This is a genomic window from Kitasatospora sp. NPDC093806 (assembly GCF_040683335.1).
Taxonomy (GTDB): Bacteria; Actinomycetota; Actinomycetes; order Streptomycetales; family Streptomycetaceae; genus Kitasatospora.
Genome location: NZ_JBFBDO010000033.1, coordinates 56,815 through 73,788, shown reverse-complemented (window position 1 = coordinate 73,788; position 16,974 = coordinate 56,815). Strand labels below are relative to the sequence as shown.

Annotated in this window: 11 protein-coding genes and 1 pseudogene; 5 read left to right on the top strand and 7 right to left on the bottom strand. The window is 75.7% G+C overall.

The features are described 5' to 3' along the window. Nucleotides 1–868, top strand: a pseudogene (locus AB0N76_RS18320) (hypothetical protein); the annotation flags it as partial. Between the two features lie 200 nt (nt 869–1,068). Here AB0N76_RS18320 and AB0N76_RS18315 read toward each other — a convergent pair. Next, nucleotides 1,069–2,520 (bottom strand): cation:dicarboxylase symporter family transporter, encoded by a 1,452-nt coding sequence (locus AB0N76_RS18315; RefSeq protein WP_363558280.1) that lies wholly within the window; start codon nt 2,518–2,520, stop codon nt 1,069–1,071. Between the two features lie 358 nt (nt 2,521–2,878). Between AB0N76_RS18315 and AB0N76_RS18310 the strand changes: the two genes are divergently transcribed. The 4 genes from AB0N76_RS18310 to AB0N76_RS18295 all read left to right on the top strand — a co-directional run bounded on the left by AB0N76_RS18310 (nt 2,879) and on the right by AB0N76_RS18295 (nt 8,569). Further along, a complete protein-coding gene (locus AB0N76_RS18310) occupies nt 2,879–4,519 on the top strand; it encodes a sensor histidine kinase (protein ID WP_363558278.1) in 1,641 nt (546 codons plus the stop codon). Nucleotides 4,520–4,578: 59 nt separating this feature from the next. Beyond that, nucleotides 4,579–5,289 carry a response regulator gene (locus tag AB0N76_RS18305; RefSeq protein WP_363558304.1) on the top strand — a complete coding sequence of 237 codons (711 nt, stop codon included), beginning with the start codon at nt 4,579–4,581 and terminating at the stop codon, nt 5,287–5,289. Nucleotides 5,290–5,585: 296 nt separating this feature from the next. Continuing rightward, the gene (locus AB0N76_RS18300) at nt 5,586–6,980 is read left to right on the top strand and encodes a diaminobutyrate--2-oxoglutarate transaminase family protein (RefSeq protein WP_363558302.1); all 1,395 of its coding nucleotides are present in this window, start codon (nt 5,586–5,588) and stop codon (nt 6,978–6,980) included. A gap of 110 nt (nt 6,981–7,090) precedes the next feature. Further along, on the top strand, nt 7,091–8,569 hold the full coding sequence (locus AB0N76_RS18295) for an aminotransferase class I/II-fold pyridoxal phosphate-dependent enzyme (protein ID WP_363558300.1): 1,479 nt from the start codon (nt 7,091–7,093) through the stop codon (nt 8,567–8,569). A gap of 44 nt (nt 8,570–8,613) precedes the next feature. Here the strand turns inward: AB0N76_RS18295 and AB0N76_RS18290 are convergent, their stop codons facing one another. The 6 genes from AB0N76_RS18290 to AB0N76_RS18265 form a co-directional block, all read right to left on the bottom strand. Further along, entirely contained in the window at nt 8,614–9,411 is a 798-nt protein-coding gene (locus AB0N76_RS18290; RefSeq protein WP_363558298.1) for an inositol monophosphatase family protein, read from the bottom strand. 145 nt (nt 9,412–9,556) lie between these two features. Beyond that, nucleotides 9,557–10,786 carry a type III PLP-dependent enzyme gene (locus AB0N76_RS18285; protein WP_363558276.1) on the bottom strand — a complete coding sequence of 410 codons (1,230 nt, stop codon included), beginning with the start codon at nt 10,784–10,786 and terminating at the stop codon, nt 9,557–9,559. After that, on the bottom strand, nt 10,783–12,540 hold the full coding sequence (locus AB0N76_RS18280; protein WP_363558274.1) for an IucA/IucC family protein: 1,758 nt from the start codon (nt 12,538–12,540) through the stop codon (nt 10,783–10,785). The genes AB0N76_RS18285 and AB0N76_RS18280 overlap by 4 nt, the downstream gene beginning before the upstream one ends. Nucleotides 12,541–12,596: 56 nt before the next feature. Then, nucleotides 12,597–14,333: an IucA/IucC family protein gene (locus tag AB0N76_RS18275; protein ID WP_363558296.1), complete on the bottom strand. Its 1,737-nt coding sequence runs from the start codon at nt 14,331–14,333 to the stop codon at nt 12,597–12,599. A gap of 77 nt (nt 14,334–14,410) precedes the next feature. Beyond that, nucleotides 14,411–15,658 carry an ATP-grasp domain-containing protein gene (locus AB0N76_RS18270; protein WP_363558272.1) on the bottom strand — a complete coding sequence of 416 codons (1,248 nt, stop codon included), beginning with the start codon at nt 15,656–15,658 and terminating at the stop codon, nt 14,411–14,413. 135 nt (nt 15,659–15,793) lie between these two features. After that, nucleotides 15,794–16,816 carry an iron-siderophore ABC transporter substrate-binding protein gene (locus tag AB0N76_RS18265; RefSeq protein ID WP_363558270.1) on the bottom strand — a complete coding sequence of 341 codons (1,023 nt, stop codon included), beginning with the start codon at nt 16,814–16,816 and terminating at the stop codon, nt 15,794–15,796. Nucleotides 16,817–16,974: the final 158 nt, after the last annotated feature.

Sequence of the window (16,974 nt, the reverse complement as noted above, 5' to 3'; positions counted from 1 at the left end):
GCCGGGGCTCGACCGGGCCGCGCAGGACCGGGCCGCCGTCGCGACGGCGCCGCTCGGCCACCTGATCGCGTACGCCGCGCCGCCCGAGGTGGCCGCCCGGCTGTTCGACGCGGACGGCGGCCCGGGCACCGCTGCCGGGGTGACCGACCACGACGCCGGACCGCTCTGGGAGGTGCTGGCGACCCGGCACTCCTGGCGGCGGCTCGCCCCGCTGCTCGGCCCGGCCCCGGTGCGGAGGCTGGTCGCGCAGACCAGGGTGCTGCTCGGCGAGGACCTCTCGTACGGCGCCGAGCCGGACCCGGAGGGCGTCCCGCCGCGACTGGCGCCGTGGGAGTCGGTGGGCTCGGGCGAGGGCGTGCCCGTCCGGGAGTACCTGCGCGGCGGCGGTGCGCGCAGCGCGCTGCTGACGCTGCCCGCCACCCGGGAGGGCCTGGGGCCGGTGGAGCTGCCCGAGCCGGGCGCGCGACTGCCCGGGCAGCCGGCCACCCGGGCGCTGGCCGAGCTGGCCGGGTGGGCGCGGGCGGTCTGCGTCCGGGGCCCGGCGCCGCGCGCGGCCGCGCAGCTGGCGCCCGGGCGGCTGGTCACCGGCGGGTACCTGCCCTTCGCGCTGGCCTGTCCGGCGCTGGTGCAGGCGGGCGTCGCGGACCGGGCGCACGGGGCGGCGCACGGGCGGCTGGCGCTCTGGCGGGTGCTGGTCGCGATGACCGGGGCGGCGCGGCCGGACCGGGCCGAGGTGGACGCGCTGGTCGCCCGGATGCGCTGCTTCACCTGGGACGACCCGGCGGACCGGCTGCGCCATCTGCACCTCGCGCTGGAGGACCCGGCGACCGGCCTGAGCTGGGCGGTCAGCGGGTCCGAAGAGGTCTGAGCGACGGTGCGGGCCGGCGGGCGGCCGGGGAGGGCGGCCCGGTGGGCGGCCCGATGGGGACGGCCGGGGAAGGACGGCCGGGGAAGGACGACCGGGGAAGGACGACCGGGGCGTGACATGAAGGACCCCCGGTCCGGCGCCTGTTCCGGGGGGTTGGGCGGGGCGCCGGACCGGGGGAGTCAAGGGGGGAGGCCGCAGGGTCAGGCGGCCACCTGCGTCACCGGTGCCGGTGCGGCTTCCGCTGCCGCTGCCGCTGCCGCTGCCGCTGCCGTCACCGGCGCGGCCGCGGGCTCCGCCGCCGTCCCGGCCGGGGTGTGCGGCTCCGGGCCGCCGTGGGCGTCCACCAGCGTCCGCTCGTCGAACGGCACCGCGCCGCTCAGCACCTCCCGCGCCCGCTCGCGGTCGAACTCCCCGGTCCACTGGCCGATCAGCACGGTGGCGACGGCGTTCCCGGCGAAGTTGGTGAGCGCGCGGGCCTCGGACATGAACCGGTCGATGCCGACGATCAGCCCGACCCCGTCCACCAGCGCCGGCTTGTGCGACTGCAGGCCGCCGGCCAGGGTGGCCAGCCCGGCGCCGGTGACCCCGGCCGCGCCCTTGCTGGCGATCACCATGAAGACCAGCAGCGACAGCTGCTCGCCGACCGACATCGGCTTGTCCAGCGCCTCCGAGATGAAGATCGAGGCCATGGTGAGGTAGATCGCGGTCCCGTCCAGGTTGAAGCTGTAGCCGGTCGGGACGGTGATGCCGACCACCGGGCGGCTGACGCCCAGGTGCTCCATCTTGGCGATCAGCCGGGGCAGCGCGCTCTCCGAGGAGGAGGTGGAGAGGATCAGCAGGAACTCGCGGCCGAGGTAGCGCAGCAGGGTGAGGATGTTGACGCCCGCGACCAGCCGCAGCAGCGTGCCCAGGACGACGACCACGAACAGCGCGCAGGTCAGGTAGAAGCCGATCATGATGACGGCGAGGCTCTTCAGCGCGGCCGTCCCGGTGGCGCCGACCACGGCCGCCATCGCCCCGAAGGCGCCGATCGGCGCCACCCACATGATCATCGCCATGACCCGGAACACCAGCCGCTGCACGTGCTCGACGCCGCGCAGCACGGGCGTGCCGGCCGGGCCCATCGCCTGCAGGGCGAAGCCGGCGAGCAGGGCGACCAGCAGGGTCTGCAGCACCTTGCCCTCGGTGAGGGCGGACAGCATGGTGGTCGGGATCATCCCAAGCAGGAAGTCGGTGGTGGACTGCGCGCCGCCGGCGGCGGCCTGCGCGTGGCCGGACTTGGCGAGCGCGGTGGTCAGGTGGAGGCCGCCGCCGGGCTCCAGCAGGTTGCCGACCAGCAGGCCGATCGCGAGGGCGACGGTCGACATGGCGAGGAAGTAGCCGAGGGCGAGGCCGCCGACCTTGCCGACCTTGGCGGCCTTGGTGACCGAGCCGATGCCCAGCACGATGGTGCAGAAGATGACCGGGCTGATCATCATCTTGATGAGGTTGACGAAGCCCGTGCCGATCGGCTTCAGCTCCACCGCGAACTCCGGCGCGGCCAGACCCACCACGACGCCCGCGACCACCGCCGCGATCACGGCGAGGTAGAGGAAGTGGGTGCGGTCCTTCGCTCTGCTCCCCGCCTGCGGTGCTGCTCCGGTGATCGACATCTGCGGCTCCTTCGCCCTGCCGTGCCGGCACTCGCCGCGCGGAGGTGGGGGGCGCGGCGGTGCGGTCCTGCGTGCGGTACTGGCGGCCCCGGGTGGTGGGCCGCTCCGACTATGGCGGTGCGGCGTGACGCGGGTCACGTTTGCGTTCATAGAGTTCACGCGCGGGCCCGAGGATCCGGGCGGGGCCGCGCCGCCGGGGCCGTGGTGCACACTGGCAGGCATGTCCGCGCCCACCCTCCCCCCGTCGCGCCGCCCGGCGTCGCCGTCGTCGCGCCGGGCGCTGCTGCCGCTCCGCCGGTCGGCACCGTCGTCGCGTCGGTCGGAGCCGTCCCCGCGCCGCCCGGTGTCGGGCCGCCGCGTGCCGGCGCGTCGCCCGGCGCCGCCGCGCCGGCTGGTGCGCAGCCTGGCCGGACAGCTCTTCGTCGTCCAGGTGGTCATCGTCGCCGCCGTGGTGGCGGGCGGGGCGCTGCTCGCCTACCTGTTCACCGCCGGTCGCGCCGACGACGCGGCCCGCCGCCAGGTCACCGCCGTCGCCCACGCCGTCGCCGACTCGCCGGCCGTCCGGACCGCCGTCGCCGGGCCCGACCCGACCGCCGTCCTCCAGCCCTACGCCGAACAGGTGCGGGTCGACACCGGGGTCTCCTTCGTCACCGTGATGGACACCGCCGGCGTCCGCTGGACCCACCCCCGGCCCGAGCAGATCGGGCGGACCTTCCTCGGGCACATCGACTGGGCGCTCGCCGGGGAGACCCGCAGTGAGACCTACACCGGCACGCTCGGCCCCTCGGTCCGGGTAGTCACCCCGGTGCTGGACGAGCGGCACCGGGTGATCGCCCTGGTCAGCGCGGGCATCACGGTCGAGTCCATCTCCGCCCAGCTGCGCGGCCCGCTGCTCGCCCTGGTCGGCGTCGCGACGGCCGCGCTCGCGCTCGGCGGAGCCGGCACCTATCTCGCCAACTCCCGGCTGCGGCGCCACACCCACGGCATGGGACCGGCCGAGCTCAGCCACCTCTACGAGTACCACCAGGCCACCCTGCACGCGGTCCGCGAGGGGCTCGTGCTGCTCGACCGCGACCACCGGGTGGTGCTCTGCAACGACGCGGCCCGTGAACTCCTCGGCCTGGCCGGGGAGGTGGACGGCCGGCCGATCGACGAGCTGGGCCTGCCGGCCGCCCTGGTCGCCTCGGTGACGGGCGCGGAGCCGGTGCGGGACGAGGTGCAGCTCACCGCCGAACGCGTCGTGGTGCTCAACACCTCCACCATCGGTACCGGGCTCGGCCGCGTCCTCACCCTCCGCGACCACACCGAACTACAGTCGCTGAGCGGCGAGTTGGACTCGGTGCGCGGATTCACCGACGCGCTCGGCGCACAGGCGCACGAGGCCGCCAACCGGCTGCACGCCGTCGTCTCGCTGATCGAACTCGGCCGCCACCGGGAGGCGGTGGAGTTCGCCACCGCCGAACTCGCCCTCGCCCAGCAGCTCACCGACCGGGTCGTCGCCGCCGTCAGCGAACCGGTGCTCGCCGCCCTGCTGCTCGGCAAGGCCGCCCAAGCCGCCGAGCGCGGCGTGGAGTTGACGCTCACCCCGGACAGTTCGATCGACGACGGGGTGCTGCCGCCCGGCCTGGCCGCCCGCGACCTCATCACCGTCCTCGGCAACCTGATCGACAACGCCGTGGACGCGGCGATCGCCGGCGCCGCCGAGCGCCCCGATCCGCCGGAGGTCACCGTGACCGCCCGGATCGACGGGGACCACCTGCTGCTGCGGGTCGCCGACACCGGCGCCGGCATCGAACCAGGGGCGGTCGACGACGTGTTCCGCCGCGGCTGGAGCACCAAGCAGGACGGCCACGGGCACGGCCTCGGTCTCGCCTTGGTCGGCCAGGCCGCCCGCCGCAACGGCGGCACCGTCGAGGTCGGCCGGGACCGCGGCGCGGTGCTCACCGTCCGCCTGCCGCTCGGGCGTCCGGCCCGCCGGTGCGCGGCGGTGACCCCGTGACGGGCACCCCGCCCGGCGGCGGACCCGGCGCCGCGACGGGCACCCCGGACCGGCCCGACATCACCGTCCTGGTGGTCGAGGACGACCCGGTGGCCGCCGCCGCGCACACCCTCTACGTCGGGCGCGAACCCGGCTTCCGGGCCGTCGGCACCGTGCACGGCTGCGCCGACGCGCTGCGCTTCCTGGACCGCGCCCGGGCGGCCGGCCGCCCCGTCGACCTCATCCTGCTCGACCTCTACCTGCCGGACGGGCACGGCCTCCAGCTCTGCGGCACCCTGCGCGCGGCCGGGCACCCGACCGACGTCATCGCCGTCACCTCCGCCCGCGACCTGGCCATGGTCCGCCAGGCGGTCTCCGCCGGGGTGGTGCAGTACCTGCTGAAACCGTTCGGGGCCGCCGCGCTGCACGACCGGCTGGAGCGCTACGCCCGCTACCGCGACACCCTCGGCCGGGCCGGCGAGGCCACCGGGCAGGACGAGGTCGACCAGGCGCTCGCCCTGCTCCGCACGCCCGAACGGACCGCGCTGCCCAAGGGGTTGAGCGCGCCCACCCTGGACGCCGTGGCCACCGTCCTGCGCGAGGCCGCCACCGGGCTGTCCGCCGCCGCGGCGGGCGCGGCCGCCGGGGTCTCCCGGATCACCGCCCGCCGCTACCTGGAGCACCTCGTCGACACCGGCCTCGCCGTCCGCGAGCCGCAGTACGGCAACGTCGGCCGGCCCGAGCTCTGTTACCGCTGGGCGGCGCCCGGCCGGGGCGGCGCGCGCCGCTGACCGTTGACCACTGACCATTGACCACTGACCGTCGAGCACGGCCGGCCGCGGTCCGGCCGTGACCGCCGGGCGGTCCGCTCGTTGAGGAGAGGGGTCCGCTGCCGCTTGGGCGGAATCCGCCCGCGTGTCACTCGGCCGGGTGGTTCTGGTGGCCCGGGGCGGATCCGGGCAGGTCAGACAAGTAAGGTTAGGCTCACCTAATTACTTGGGAGTCCGCCTTGACGCTCGCCGCTGAGCCCGCCACCGGTCCGACCGTCCCCGCCCCCGCCGCAGCACCCCTCCCCTCGCCGACCGCCGTGCTGAGACGGCAGCGGATGCGCGAGTCCGCCGCCCGCACCTACGCGCGGTCCTTCCCGATCGTCCCGGTGCGCGCCAACGGCATGACCGTCGAGGGCGCCGACGGCCGTCGCTACCTCGACTGCCTCTCCGGCGCCGGCACCCTCGCGCTCGGCCACAACCACCCCGTGGTCCTCGCCGCGATCCGCCGCACCCTGGACAGCGGCGCCCCGCTGCATCTGCTCGACCTCGCCACCGCCGAGAAGGACGACTTCACCACCGCGCTGTTCGACAGCCTGCCGCCCGCCTTCGCCGACGGCGCGCGCGTGCACTTCTGCGGGCCCGCCGGGACCGACGCCGTCGAGGCCGCGCTCAAACTCACCCAGACCGCCACCGGCCGGTCCGGCGCCCTCGCCTTCACCGGCGCCTACCACGGGATGACCGCCGGCGCCCTGGCGCTCACCGGCAACGTCGCCGTCAAGGAACCCCTGCCCGGCGGCGGCGAGGTGGTCCGGCTGCCCTACCCCTACGGCTACCGCTGCCCGTTCGGGGTCGGCGGGGCGGCCGGCGCCGACCTGTCCGCGACCTACGTGGAGCGGCTGCTCGACGACCCGTCCGGCGGCGTCGTCCGGCCCGCCGCGATGATCCTGGAGGTCGTCCAGGGCGAGGGCGGCGTCGTCCCGGCCCCCGACGACTGGCTGCGCGCCATGCGCCGGATCACCGCCGAACGCCGCATCCCGCTGATCGTCGACGAGGTGCAGACCGGCGTCGGCCGCACCGGCGCGATGTGGGCGATCGAGCACAGCGGGATCGTCCCCGACGCGATGGTGCTCTCCAAGGCCATCGGCGGCAGCCTGCCGCTCGCCGTCGTCGTCTACCGGGAGGAGTACGACGGCTGGCGGCCCGGCGCGCACACCGGCACCTTCCGCGGCAACACGCTCGCCATGGCCGCCGGCGCCGCCACCCTGCGGTACGTCGCCGCGCACGGCCTCGCCGAACGGGCGGCCCTGGTCGGCGGACGGCTGGTCGAACGGCTGCGCGCGCTGGCCCGGGAACTCCCGGCGATCGGCGACGTCCGCGGCCGCGGGCTGATGATCGGCGTCGAACTCGTCGACCCCACCGCCGAACCGGACGCCTGCGGGGCCCGGCCGGCCGCGCCCGGCCTGGCGGTGCGGGTGCGCGAGGCCTGCCTGGCGCGCGGGCTGATCGTCGAACTCGGTGGGCGGCACGACGCGGTGCTGCGCCTGCTGCCCCCGCTCACCATCACCGACGAACAGGCGGCCGCGGTGCTGGACCGGCTGGCCGACGCCATCGCGGCGGCGGCGACGGCGGGGTCGGGGTCGGCGACGGCGGGGTCGGGGTCGGGGTCGGCGGCGGGGTCGGTCGAGTCCGCGGAAGGGGTGGGGTCCGAGTGAACGGGGCGGACGCCGGCGGCGGGACCGGTCCCGGAGCGCTGCCCCCCGGGACGCCGCCGCCCGGAGCCCTCGGGACCCCCGGAGCCCTCGGGGCCGCGCCGCTCGACGCGCTGGCCGGCGGCGTCGGCGGGCCGGCCGCGCTCGGACCACTGCTCGCCACCGTCCTCGACGCGCTGGAGACCGGCGCCACCCGGCGCGGCGGACCACTGCCCACCGGCCGCCCCGCCGACCTCGCCGCCCGCGTCACGGCCGTGCTGGACACCGCAAGCGGCCCCGACACGCTCGCCCGCCTCACCGAACTGCTCGCCCACGGCGCGGCCGACCCCGCCGACCCGCACTGCGCCGCCCACCTGCACTGCCCGCCGCTCGCCGTCGCCACCGCCGCCGACCTCGCCGTCAGCGCGCTCAACCCCTCCCAGGACTCCTGGGACCAGGCCCCCGCCGCGACCGCGCTGGAAACCGCGCTGCTCGCCGAACTCGCCGCCCTGGTCGGCTACCACCCGGCCCGCGCCACCGGCGTGTTCACCGCCGGCGGCACCGAATCCAACCTCATGGGCCTCATGCTCGCCCGCGACCAGAAGCTCGACGGCATCGTCGAGTTGGACGGACTCCCCGCCCTCGCCGACGGCCTCCGGCCCCGGATCTTCGCCTCCCGGGCCGCCCACTTCTCCGTCCAGCGGGCCGCCGCGCTGCTCGGCCTCGGCGAACGGGCCGTCGTCCCGGTCGACGTCGACCGCGAACTGCGGATGGACCCGGCCGCGCTCGAACGGGCACTGGCCGAGGCGAGTTGGGCCGGCCGGACGCCGATCGCCGTCGTCGCCACCGCCGGCACCACCGACACCGGCGCCGTCGACCCGCTGCCCGCCGTCGCCGAACTCGCCGCCCGACACGGCGCCTGGCTGCACGTCGACGCCGCGTACGGCGGCGGAGCCCTGCTCTCCGACCGGCTCGCCCCGCTGCTCGACGGCATCGAACGCGCCGACTCCGTCTCGCTCGACTGGCACAAGCTCGGCTGGCTGCCCGCCCCCGCCGGAGTCTTCCTGGTCCGGCACGCCGAAACGTACGTCTCGCTCGGCCGCCGCGCCGAGTACCTCAACCCCGCCGACGACGAACAGGCCGGCTACCCCAGCCTGTTGGGGCTCTCGCTGCGCACCACCCGGCGGCCGGACGCCTTCAAACTCGCCGTCACCCTGCGCACCCTCGGCCGCGCGGGACTCGGCCGGCTCGTCGACGCCTGCCACGACCTCGCGCTGGCCGCCGCCGGGACCGTCCGGGCCGACCCGGAACTGGAACTGCACGCCGAACCCGTGCTCACCACCGTCGTGTTCCGCTACCGGCCGCCGGGCTCCGACGACCCCGCCGTCCTCAGCCCCGCCGCCCTCGACCGGCTCGACCGGGCCAACGCCGAACTGCGCCGGACGCTGCTGCGCACCGGGCGCGCCGTCGTCGGCCGCACCGAACTGCCCGGGGACGGCCCGGGGCGGGTGCGCCTGAAGCTGACCCTGCTCAACCCGCACACCACGCCCGAGGACCTCACCGCCCTGCTCGCCGAGGTCACGGCGGCCGGTCGGGAGGTGTGGCGGGGGTGAGGCCGGGTGAGGCCGCTCGACCTCGCCGGGCAGTCGGACGCCTGTCAGTCGGCGAGCAGGATGTCGCGGGCGCGGGCCCAGGTGACGGGGTCGGCGGCGACCAGCAGGCCCTCGGTGCCGCCGGGGGGCTCGGGCTGGTAGGGGGAGCCGTCGAGCCGGGCGGCGACCCCGCCGGCCTCGGTGACCAGGAGTGAACCGGGGGCGTGGTCCCAGGGGAGGGTGCGCCAGTAGAGGATGAAGTCCGTGGCGCCCTCGGCGATGTCCGGGTACTCGATGCCGGCGGCGTGGCGGCCGCTGGTGATCTCGCCGAAGGCGGTGGTGTTGGCCTCGATCAGGCGGCGGCGGGCGGGGTCGAGGAAGCGGCTCTTCACCGAGCCGCGCCACTTGGCCGGGTCGGCGGCGGCCGGGGTGCGGGTGAGGCGGTGGCCGTCGCGCCAGGCGCCGGAGCCGAGTTCGGCGGTGTAGGTGGTGGCGGTGGCGGGCTGCCGGATCCAGGAGGCGACGGTCCGGCCGTCGCGCACCAGGGACACCATGACGGCGTACTCGGGGCGGCCGGCGACGAAGTTCGCGGTGCCGTCGACCGGGTCGACCAGCCAGGCGGCCGGTTCCGAACGCAGCGCCTGGGCGAGGGCGGGGTCGGCGGCCACCGCCTCCTCGCCGACCACCGGGACGGGCAGCAGTTCGCGCAGTCGGCGCGCGATGATCGTCTCGGCCTCGCGGTCGGCGATGGTGACCACCTCGCCGGGGGCCTTCTCCATCACCTCTCCGGCGGCCAGCGCCCGGAACCGGGGCTCCACCGCCTCGGCCGAGGCCTCGGCGAGGATCTCCGCCACCTTTTCCATCAGCACGTGCCCGCTCCCTTCGCTGGCTTCCACTTTCGCACGTCTGTGCGGGGGAGGCGTGGGGTGGGGCGGGCGGGTGGCCGATGACGGCTGACGACTTTCAGATGACAGATTTCAAAATCTGTCATCTGTCATCTGTCAGTCGTCAGCCCCTATTGTCGTCCAGGTAGTGGAACCCGGGGTGCGGATGCATCAGGAAGTCATGGTGGGAGATGTTCCACGCGTATGACCCAGTCATGTCAAAGAGCACCCGGTCGCCCACCCGCAGGCCGGCGGCCGCCGGGGCGGCGTGCGCGAGGACGTCCTTCGGCGTGCAGAGCTGGCCGGCCACCGTGGCCCGGGCGGCCGTCACGGCGGGGCGCGTCCAGGGGTGCGGCCAGGCGGCGACCGGCAGGGTGGTGAACGGCTGGTCGTGCCCCCGGGTGGCCGGGGTGCGCAGGTGGTGGGTGCCGCCCCGGACGACCGCGAAGTCCTCGCCGTGGCTGCGTTTCACGTCCAGCACCTCGGTGACGTACCAGCCGCAGTACGCGGTGACCGCCCGGCCCGGCTCGATCCGCAGGGTCAGGCCCGGGTGCCGGTCCAGCAGCCGCCCGAGCCCCGCGCCGAACGCCGCCCAGTCGAACCGGGCGCCCGGGTCGGCGTAGTCGACCGCCATGCCGCCGCCCACGTTGACCTCGTCCAGACGGAAGGCGTGCCGTTCGGCCAGTCGGGCGGACCAGCCGACGATCTGCTCGGCGAGCGCCAGCTGCTCGGCCGCCGCCAGCCCGCTCGCCAGGTGCGCGTGCACCCCGCGCAGCCGCAGTCGGCGCAGGACCGGGCCGAGCGGTCCGCACGGATCGGTGAGCAGCCGGGCCGCCGCCGCGGCGCGGTCCGGGTCCAGTCCGAACGGCGTCGGCCGCCCGCCCATCGCCAGCGCCACCGAGTCCAGGGCGCCCGCCCCGACCGGCAGGTTGACCCGCAGCAGCACGTCCACCACCGCGTCCGGTCGGCCGTCCAGTGCGGCGGCCAGCCGGTACAGCTCCTGCTCGCTCTCGACGTGCCAGCGGTGCACCCCGGCGTCGACGGCCGCCGCGATCTCGGCGGGCGTCTTGCCCGGCCCGCCGAAGGCCAGCGGGGCGTCCGGCACGACGGCCTGGACGTGTGCCAACTCCCCACCGCTGGAGACCTCGTAGCCGTCCACGGCGTCGCGCAGCGCCGTCAGCACCGGCGCCTCCGGGTTCGCCTTGGCGGCGTAGTACAGCTCGACGCGTTCCGGCAGAGCGGCCCGGACGGCCCGGGCGTGCGTCCGCAGCGCTGACAAGTCGTAGACGTAGGCGGGCAGTTGCTCGGGGTCGAGGCCGGCGGCCAGACGGCGGACCGGTTCGGTGGCGGTCATCGGATCCCTCCGGTGGGGACGGGCGGGGCCTGGACGGGGTTCGGGACGCGGGCGGCTCCGGCCAGGACCGAGCGGGCCAGCGGCGAGGGCAGCCGGACGTACCCGGCCGCGCGGTCGGCCTTGCGCTCCCAGCGGGTCAGCAGATTGGTCTTGGCGGGCAGCGGAACACCGGCGAGCAGCGCGCGCAGCCGGGGCGGGTGCCCGTGCGCCGCCGCGTACTCCTCCAGGACCCGGCGGACCGCCTCCCAGAGCGCCCCCTCCGCCGCCGGGTGCAGGTCGGCCAGCGCGGCCAGCAGCTCGGCGACGTGGTTGACCAGCAGGCAGTAGACCACCCGGTCCCAGCCGCGTTCGGCGTCGTAGGCCATCGGGCGGGCCACCTCGGGCGGCAGTGCGGCGAGCAGGGCGGCGTGCCGGTCCGGGAGCAGCTTCGTCCCTTCCAGGTCGCGGAAGAGCACCTGGGCTGGCCGGCCGGCGGCGTCGACGCCGAGCAGCACGTTCTGCAGGTGCGGTTCGAGGACCACGCCGTGGTCGAAGTAGGCGGCGAGCACCGGCGGGAGGAGCAGTCGCAGGTAGGCCGTCCACCAGTCGAGCGCCCGGCCGGGGTCGTCGACGGCGTCGCCGAGCAGTCGGGAGACGTGCGCCGAGCTGGTCGGGTACTCGTCGGCGACGGCGGCGGCCAGCAGCGGGGTGATGCCCGGGCGCAGCAGCCCGCCGAACCCCTCGCGCAGGATCAGGCCGAACCCCTCGTACAGCGCCCGGTCGGGCCGGCCGTCGGCGCCGGGCAGGGCGAGGGTGCGGAACGCCGGTTCGCGCAGGACGGCGGCGTCCGGGAAGCGGGCGGCGAGGTCGGCCAGCACCGGGGCGAGCGCCCGGGTGAGGGTGACGGCGCCGGCCAGCTCGTAGGCGGCGTTCTTGCGCAGGCAGTTGGTGATCCGCACGTTCAGGCTGAACTTGAGGAAGGCGCCCGCGCCGTACAGGGTCCGGACGGAGGCGGTGGCGGCGAACGGGGCGCCGCCGGGGCCGAGGTCGAGCACGTCGCCGCGGTCCAGGGCGCCGCGCAACAGCGGGTGGTCGGCGATGAGCCGGTACTGCCAGGGGTGCGCGGGCAGCAGTCGGTAGCCGGCCGGGACGGGCGCGAGGCCGTCGAGCAGGCGGTCGGCCGGGCCGTCCGGCGGGAGTTCCGTCGAGTCGTCGGGGTCGGCGGGCGAGGCGCCGGCGACCAGTTCCCGTCGGACGGCGAGGTGGCGCAGCCGGAACGCGGCCCGGGCCTCCGGGGCGTAGGCGCGCCAGTCGCCGCGGTCGGCGGAGCGGGACTTCGGCGCGGGGTGGAAGCGGTGTCCGAACAGCAGGGCCTGCTCGGATTCCAGGTAGCGGTCCGGTCCGGCCGCCGGGCGGTCCGCCAGAACGGCCTGGACGGTGTGATGGCTGGCGGCCAGCTGGTCGAGGAACTCCTCGTTGCGGGTCCCGGTGCGCAGCTCCAGTTCGTCCTGGACGTGGTGGGCGAGTTCGAGCCATCCCAACGCGCGCCAGCCGTCGGCGTGTTCCTCCTCGACCGGGCCGCCGAACCGGTGGGCGCCGAGCAGCGAGGTCCGGCGCAGCGCGACCCGGAGCAGGGTGCCGCGCCTGGGCAGTCGGACCAGCAGGCGGCCGCCGTCGACGGCGGTCTGGTGCTCGGGCGCTGAGACCTCGCGCAGCAGGCAGTTCAGCAGGGTGTGGGCCACCGCGTGGTCGGCGGTGGGCAGTTCGTGGGTCACGGGCGACTCCGAAGCTGACGGGCGGGGAGGGGGCCGGTGCGGTGGCGTGTCGCCCGTCATCGGGCGGTCCGGTCCGAGGGTGAACGGGTCGGCGGCAGGAGGTAGTTGGGGCCGCTGGTGTAGTGCTTGTTGATGTCGGCGGCGCCCGAGCGCTGCTTGCTGAGCAGGGTTCCGGCGGTGACCATCGCCTTGACCGGCAGGCGTTCGGCGTCGAGCAGGGCGGCGCGCAGCGGCTCGGCGGCCGGTCCGGCCCGGTCGACGGCCTCGGTCAGCCGCTTGCGCAACAGCCCCAGCAGTTCGTCGAGTCCGGCCCGTCCGTGGTCGGCGAGACCGAACGCCAGGGCGCCGGTGCACAGGTGCCCGGTGATGGTGGCGAACAGGTCGACGAGCGGGCGGTCCTCGTCGCCGAAGATCCTGGCGTCGTCGAACTCGTCGTGTGCCGGGGTGAGTTCGCCGAGCATGGCGGCCAGACGGGTGGTGTGGACGCGCGGGCTGTCGTCGTCCTTGTAGAGCAGTCGCAGGCCGCCGCCCTCGTCGAGGGCGAGCGAGGTGTTCTGCTGGTGGGCCTCCAGGGCGACGCCGTGGGCGAAGAGGGTGGTCTGCCAGTCGAGCAGCAGGTCGAGCAGGGCGTCGTAGAGGGCGACCGGGTCGCCGCCGAAGAAGCGGTCGGCGAGGTGGTCGATCACCAGGCGGCCGCCGGAGGGAGGGGTTGCGGGCGAGGGAGCCGGGGCGAGCAGGGCGGCCAGCGGGACGGTCACGGACCGGTCCAGCCCGTCCGGGTGGCGGCGCAGCAGCACGGCGAGCAGCTCGTGGCCGGCGTGCGCCCAGGTCTGTTCGTCGGCGTGCAGGATCCGTCCGGCGAAGCGGGGTTCGCGCGCCAGCACCGCCTCGACCAGCCGCTGACCGGCGGCGCCGTCGAGCAGGGTGCCGGGCTTGATGGTGCGGCGGTTGAGCCGGCCGAGGGTGGCGGTGGCCAGGGGGAGCTTGAGGTGGTGGACGGGGTCCTCGGCGACGGCGACGGTCCGCATCGAGAGGGTGGGGACGACGGTCAGGTACGGGCGTCCGGCGAGGACGGCCCGCCCGGCCAGGCCGACGGCGTGCAGCGCCGCGTCCAGGGGAGCGCCGACGGTCAGCGGATGGACCGGGAGGGTCTCCCAGGCGTGGTCGCCGCCGGGCAGGTCGAGGCCGAGCCGGCTCGGGGCGGGCCACCAGTGGGGCAGCGGCCGGTCGCCGTGCCGGGTGAGCGTGCCGGCCGGGAGGGCGAGCCAGCGCAGCTCGAAGGAAGGGTGGAACTCCGGTGCGTGGTCCCGGAGTTCCGGCTCGGCGAGGCCGGTGCGGCCGCGCGCGGTGGGGTAGACCGGGTGGTCGAGGTAGGCGGCCAGGGTGTCGTGGCCGAGGGCGGCGGCGGGGCCGGTCCAGTGCGCCGGGTCGGCGCCGTAGCGGGCGACGAGCGCGGCGTGGACCTCCGCGCGGACCCGCTCGTGCAACTCCATGGTGGCCAGGGTCTGTCGGCACTCCTCGGCGAACGCCGTCCAGCCGGGGCGGTCCCCGGGCTCGGCGAGCAGGGCGAGCCCGGAGAGTTCCGTGAGGACGGCGTCGAGGCCGGTGACCGGGCGGCCGTCGAGCAGGAGTAAGGGGAGGCGGGCGGCGTAATCGCTCTGGAAGCCCTCGGGGGTGACGGGGAGGGCGAGCGCGTGTTCGGCGGCCACCAGCCAGGGCCCGTCGGCGCGTTGCTCCACCACGCCGCGGCTGCGCAGGCCGAGGACGTCCTCGCGCAGCAGCGCGGAGAGCACCCGGAGGGCGAGCCGTTCGGCGACGGTCGACGGGGCGCTCCCGGTGGCCCTCGCGGGCCCGGCGCCCCCCGTCGCGCTCACGGCGTGATCTCCCAGCGGTTGGCGGCCGTGAACCGGGCGACGGCGGCGTCCGCGGCGTCCTGGTCCGGCCCGACCGCCCACACCACACCCAGGTAGTCCCGGTTGGTGCGGTGGTGCTCGTGCCGTTCGCCGAGCGCGCGCAGCGGCCGGTAGACGAGCCGGACGCCGTCCGTCTGCTCGTCGTACGCCGCGGGGGCCGCGGTGAGGGTGCCGGCCCGGTCGGCGAGGACCGGCTCGTTGCGGGCGCGCCGGGTGGTGGCGGCGCACCGTTCGCCGAGGTCGGCGGGGAGTTCGAGGCCGAGGTGGGCGGCGAGGATGTGCTCGAACAGCGGTATGCCGAGGACCTCGGCGAGCATGAGGTCGCACTGGTCGCCGATGGCCCGGTAGTTGACCTCGACGATCCTCGCCCGGCCGTCCGGCTGGACGACGAACTCGGTGTGGCAGGCGCCGAGTCCGACGCCCAGCGCGTCCAGCTGGGCGAGCACCTGCCCGACCACGGCCGGCGGGTGCGCGGGGACGAACTCCAGCATCTCCTCGATGAAGTGCGGCGGCGGGGAGACCCTGGTCCGGAAGCCGCCGAGGACGTGCCGTCGCCGCCCGTCGCCGAGCGTCTCCAGCGTGCACAACTGCCCCGCCAGGAACTCCTCGACGACCAGCGCCGCCCCGGTCCGCCGGTGCCGGATCTCCTTGCAGCGCCGGACCAGCTCCGCCACGTCCGCGACCAGCGACACGTCCTCGCTGGCGACGCCCTCGCGCGGCTTGACGACCACGGGGAAGGGGAGGTCCGACTCCCGCAGCACGGACGGGTCCTGGTCCGGCGCGAGCTCCACCGAGCGGACCGTGTCGAGGCCGGCGGCGGTCAGGTGGCGGCGGAGCTGGGCCTTGTTCTTGGCCCGCAGGGTGACCCGCCAGTCCTTGGCCGGGAGGCCGAAGTACTCGGCGGCCAGCGCGGTCTGGGTCTGCAGGTGGTCGCTGTTGCTGAAGATCGCGAACGGCTGGGAAGCGGTCCGGTGGTCGACGGCCCCGGGCGCCCGGCGTGCGGAGACCAGCCCGACCACCTCGCGGAAGTCGCGGACCTCGCACTCCACCACCTCGGGCGCGTGGGGCAGTTCGGCGTACGCGCGGCGGTGGGGCTCGGCGTGGTCGGTGAGCACGGTGACGTCGAGCCCGAGCCGGGCGGCGGCCGGCAGGAAGCCCTGGGTGACCGAGTCGGTGGGGTTGAGGGCGAGCAGGTAGAGCCGCATGGGGCGCGGGGTCCTCTCCGTATGGCGGTGGGAGGGGGCGGGAGCGGGGGCGACCGAGGTGAGGGATGGGCCGCCCGCAGCCCGCCCCTCACCTCGGTCGCCCCGGGACGACGGGAACTGCGGAGACTACGGGGACTACTGGGGCGCGTCCACGCCCGCCGCCTTGGCGATGTCGACGAGCATCGCGTCGGCCGCCTGGACGCCGATGCCGGACATCCAGGTCTCGTCCGGCACGTTGAACACCTTGCTGTTCTTGACGGCGTTCAGGCCCTGCCAGACGGGGGTGTTCTGGACCTCGCTCTGCTTGGTCTTGGTCGGGTCGTCCGCGACGGTGACGAAGACCAGGTCGGCGTCGGCCTGGTTGATCTGCTCGGCGCTGACCTCCAGCATCGACTTGTCGACGTCCTGCGAGGCCGGGCGGCCCAGGCCGACGTCCTTCAGCACGACACCGCTGAACGACTGCTTCTGGTAGAGGCGGGTCGGGCCGGCCACGAAGCGGACCACGGACGCGGTCGGCTCGGTGCCGCCGTTCTTGGCCTTGATCGCCTCGCCGAGCTTGGCGGCGCGGGCCTCGTAGTCGGCGAGCGCCTTCTTGGCCTCGGCCTCCTTGCCGAGGGCCTGCGCGTAGAGGGCGAGGTTCTCCTTCCACGGGAAGCCGGTGGTCTCGGCCAGCACGGTCGGGGCGATCGCGTTGAGCTTGTCGTAGACCTTGGCGTGCCGGACCTTCGAGGAGAGGATCAGGTCGGGCTTCAGGGAGGCGATCAGCTCCAGGTTCGGCTCGTTCATCGGGCCGACGTCCTTGGTGTCCTTGATCTTGTCCTTGAGGTAGTTCGGGAACCCGCCCTCGGTCTTCATGTGCGGGGAGACCGCGCCGACCGGGGTGATGCCGAGCAGGGTGACGTCGTCCAGCTCGCCGCTGTCCAGGACCACGACGCGCTTGGGCTGGGCCTTGAGCTCGGCGCTGCCGGCCGCGTGGGTGACGGTGCGCGGGAAGACGGCGGCCGAACCGGCGGCGGCCGAGGCGGCGTCGCCGGCGGGCTTGGCGGCGTCGGCGGCCTTGTCGTCGCCGTTGCCGCCGCAGGCGGCGAGCAGCGTGGTGGAGAGCGCGACGGCGAGGACGGCGACGGGGAGTCTGCGGGCGCGGGTGGAGCGGTTCATGGCCGGGGGTCCTTGTCTTGGCTGCAGGGCGGGGCAGGGAGGGGGTTCAGGGCGGGTGGGTCGACGGACGGACGGACGGACGGGCAGGGCGGGGCACCGGCCCGCCGGGCGGGCGCGGGCGGGCACGCGCGGGCACGCGCGGGCGGACGTGAGGACGT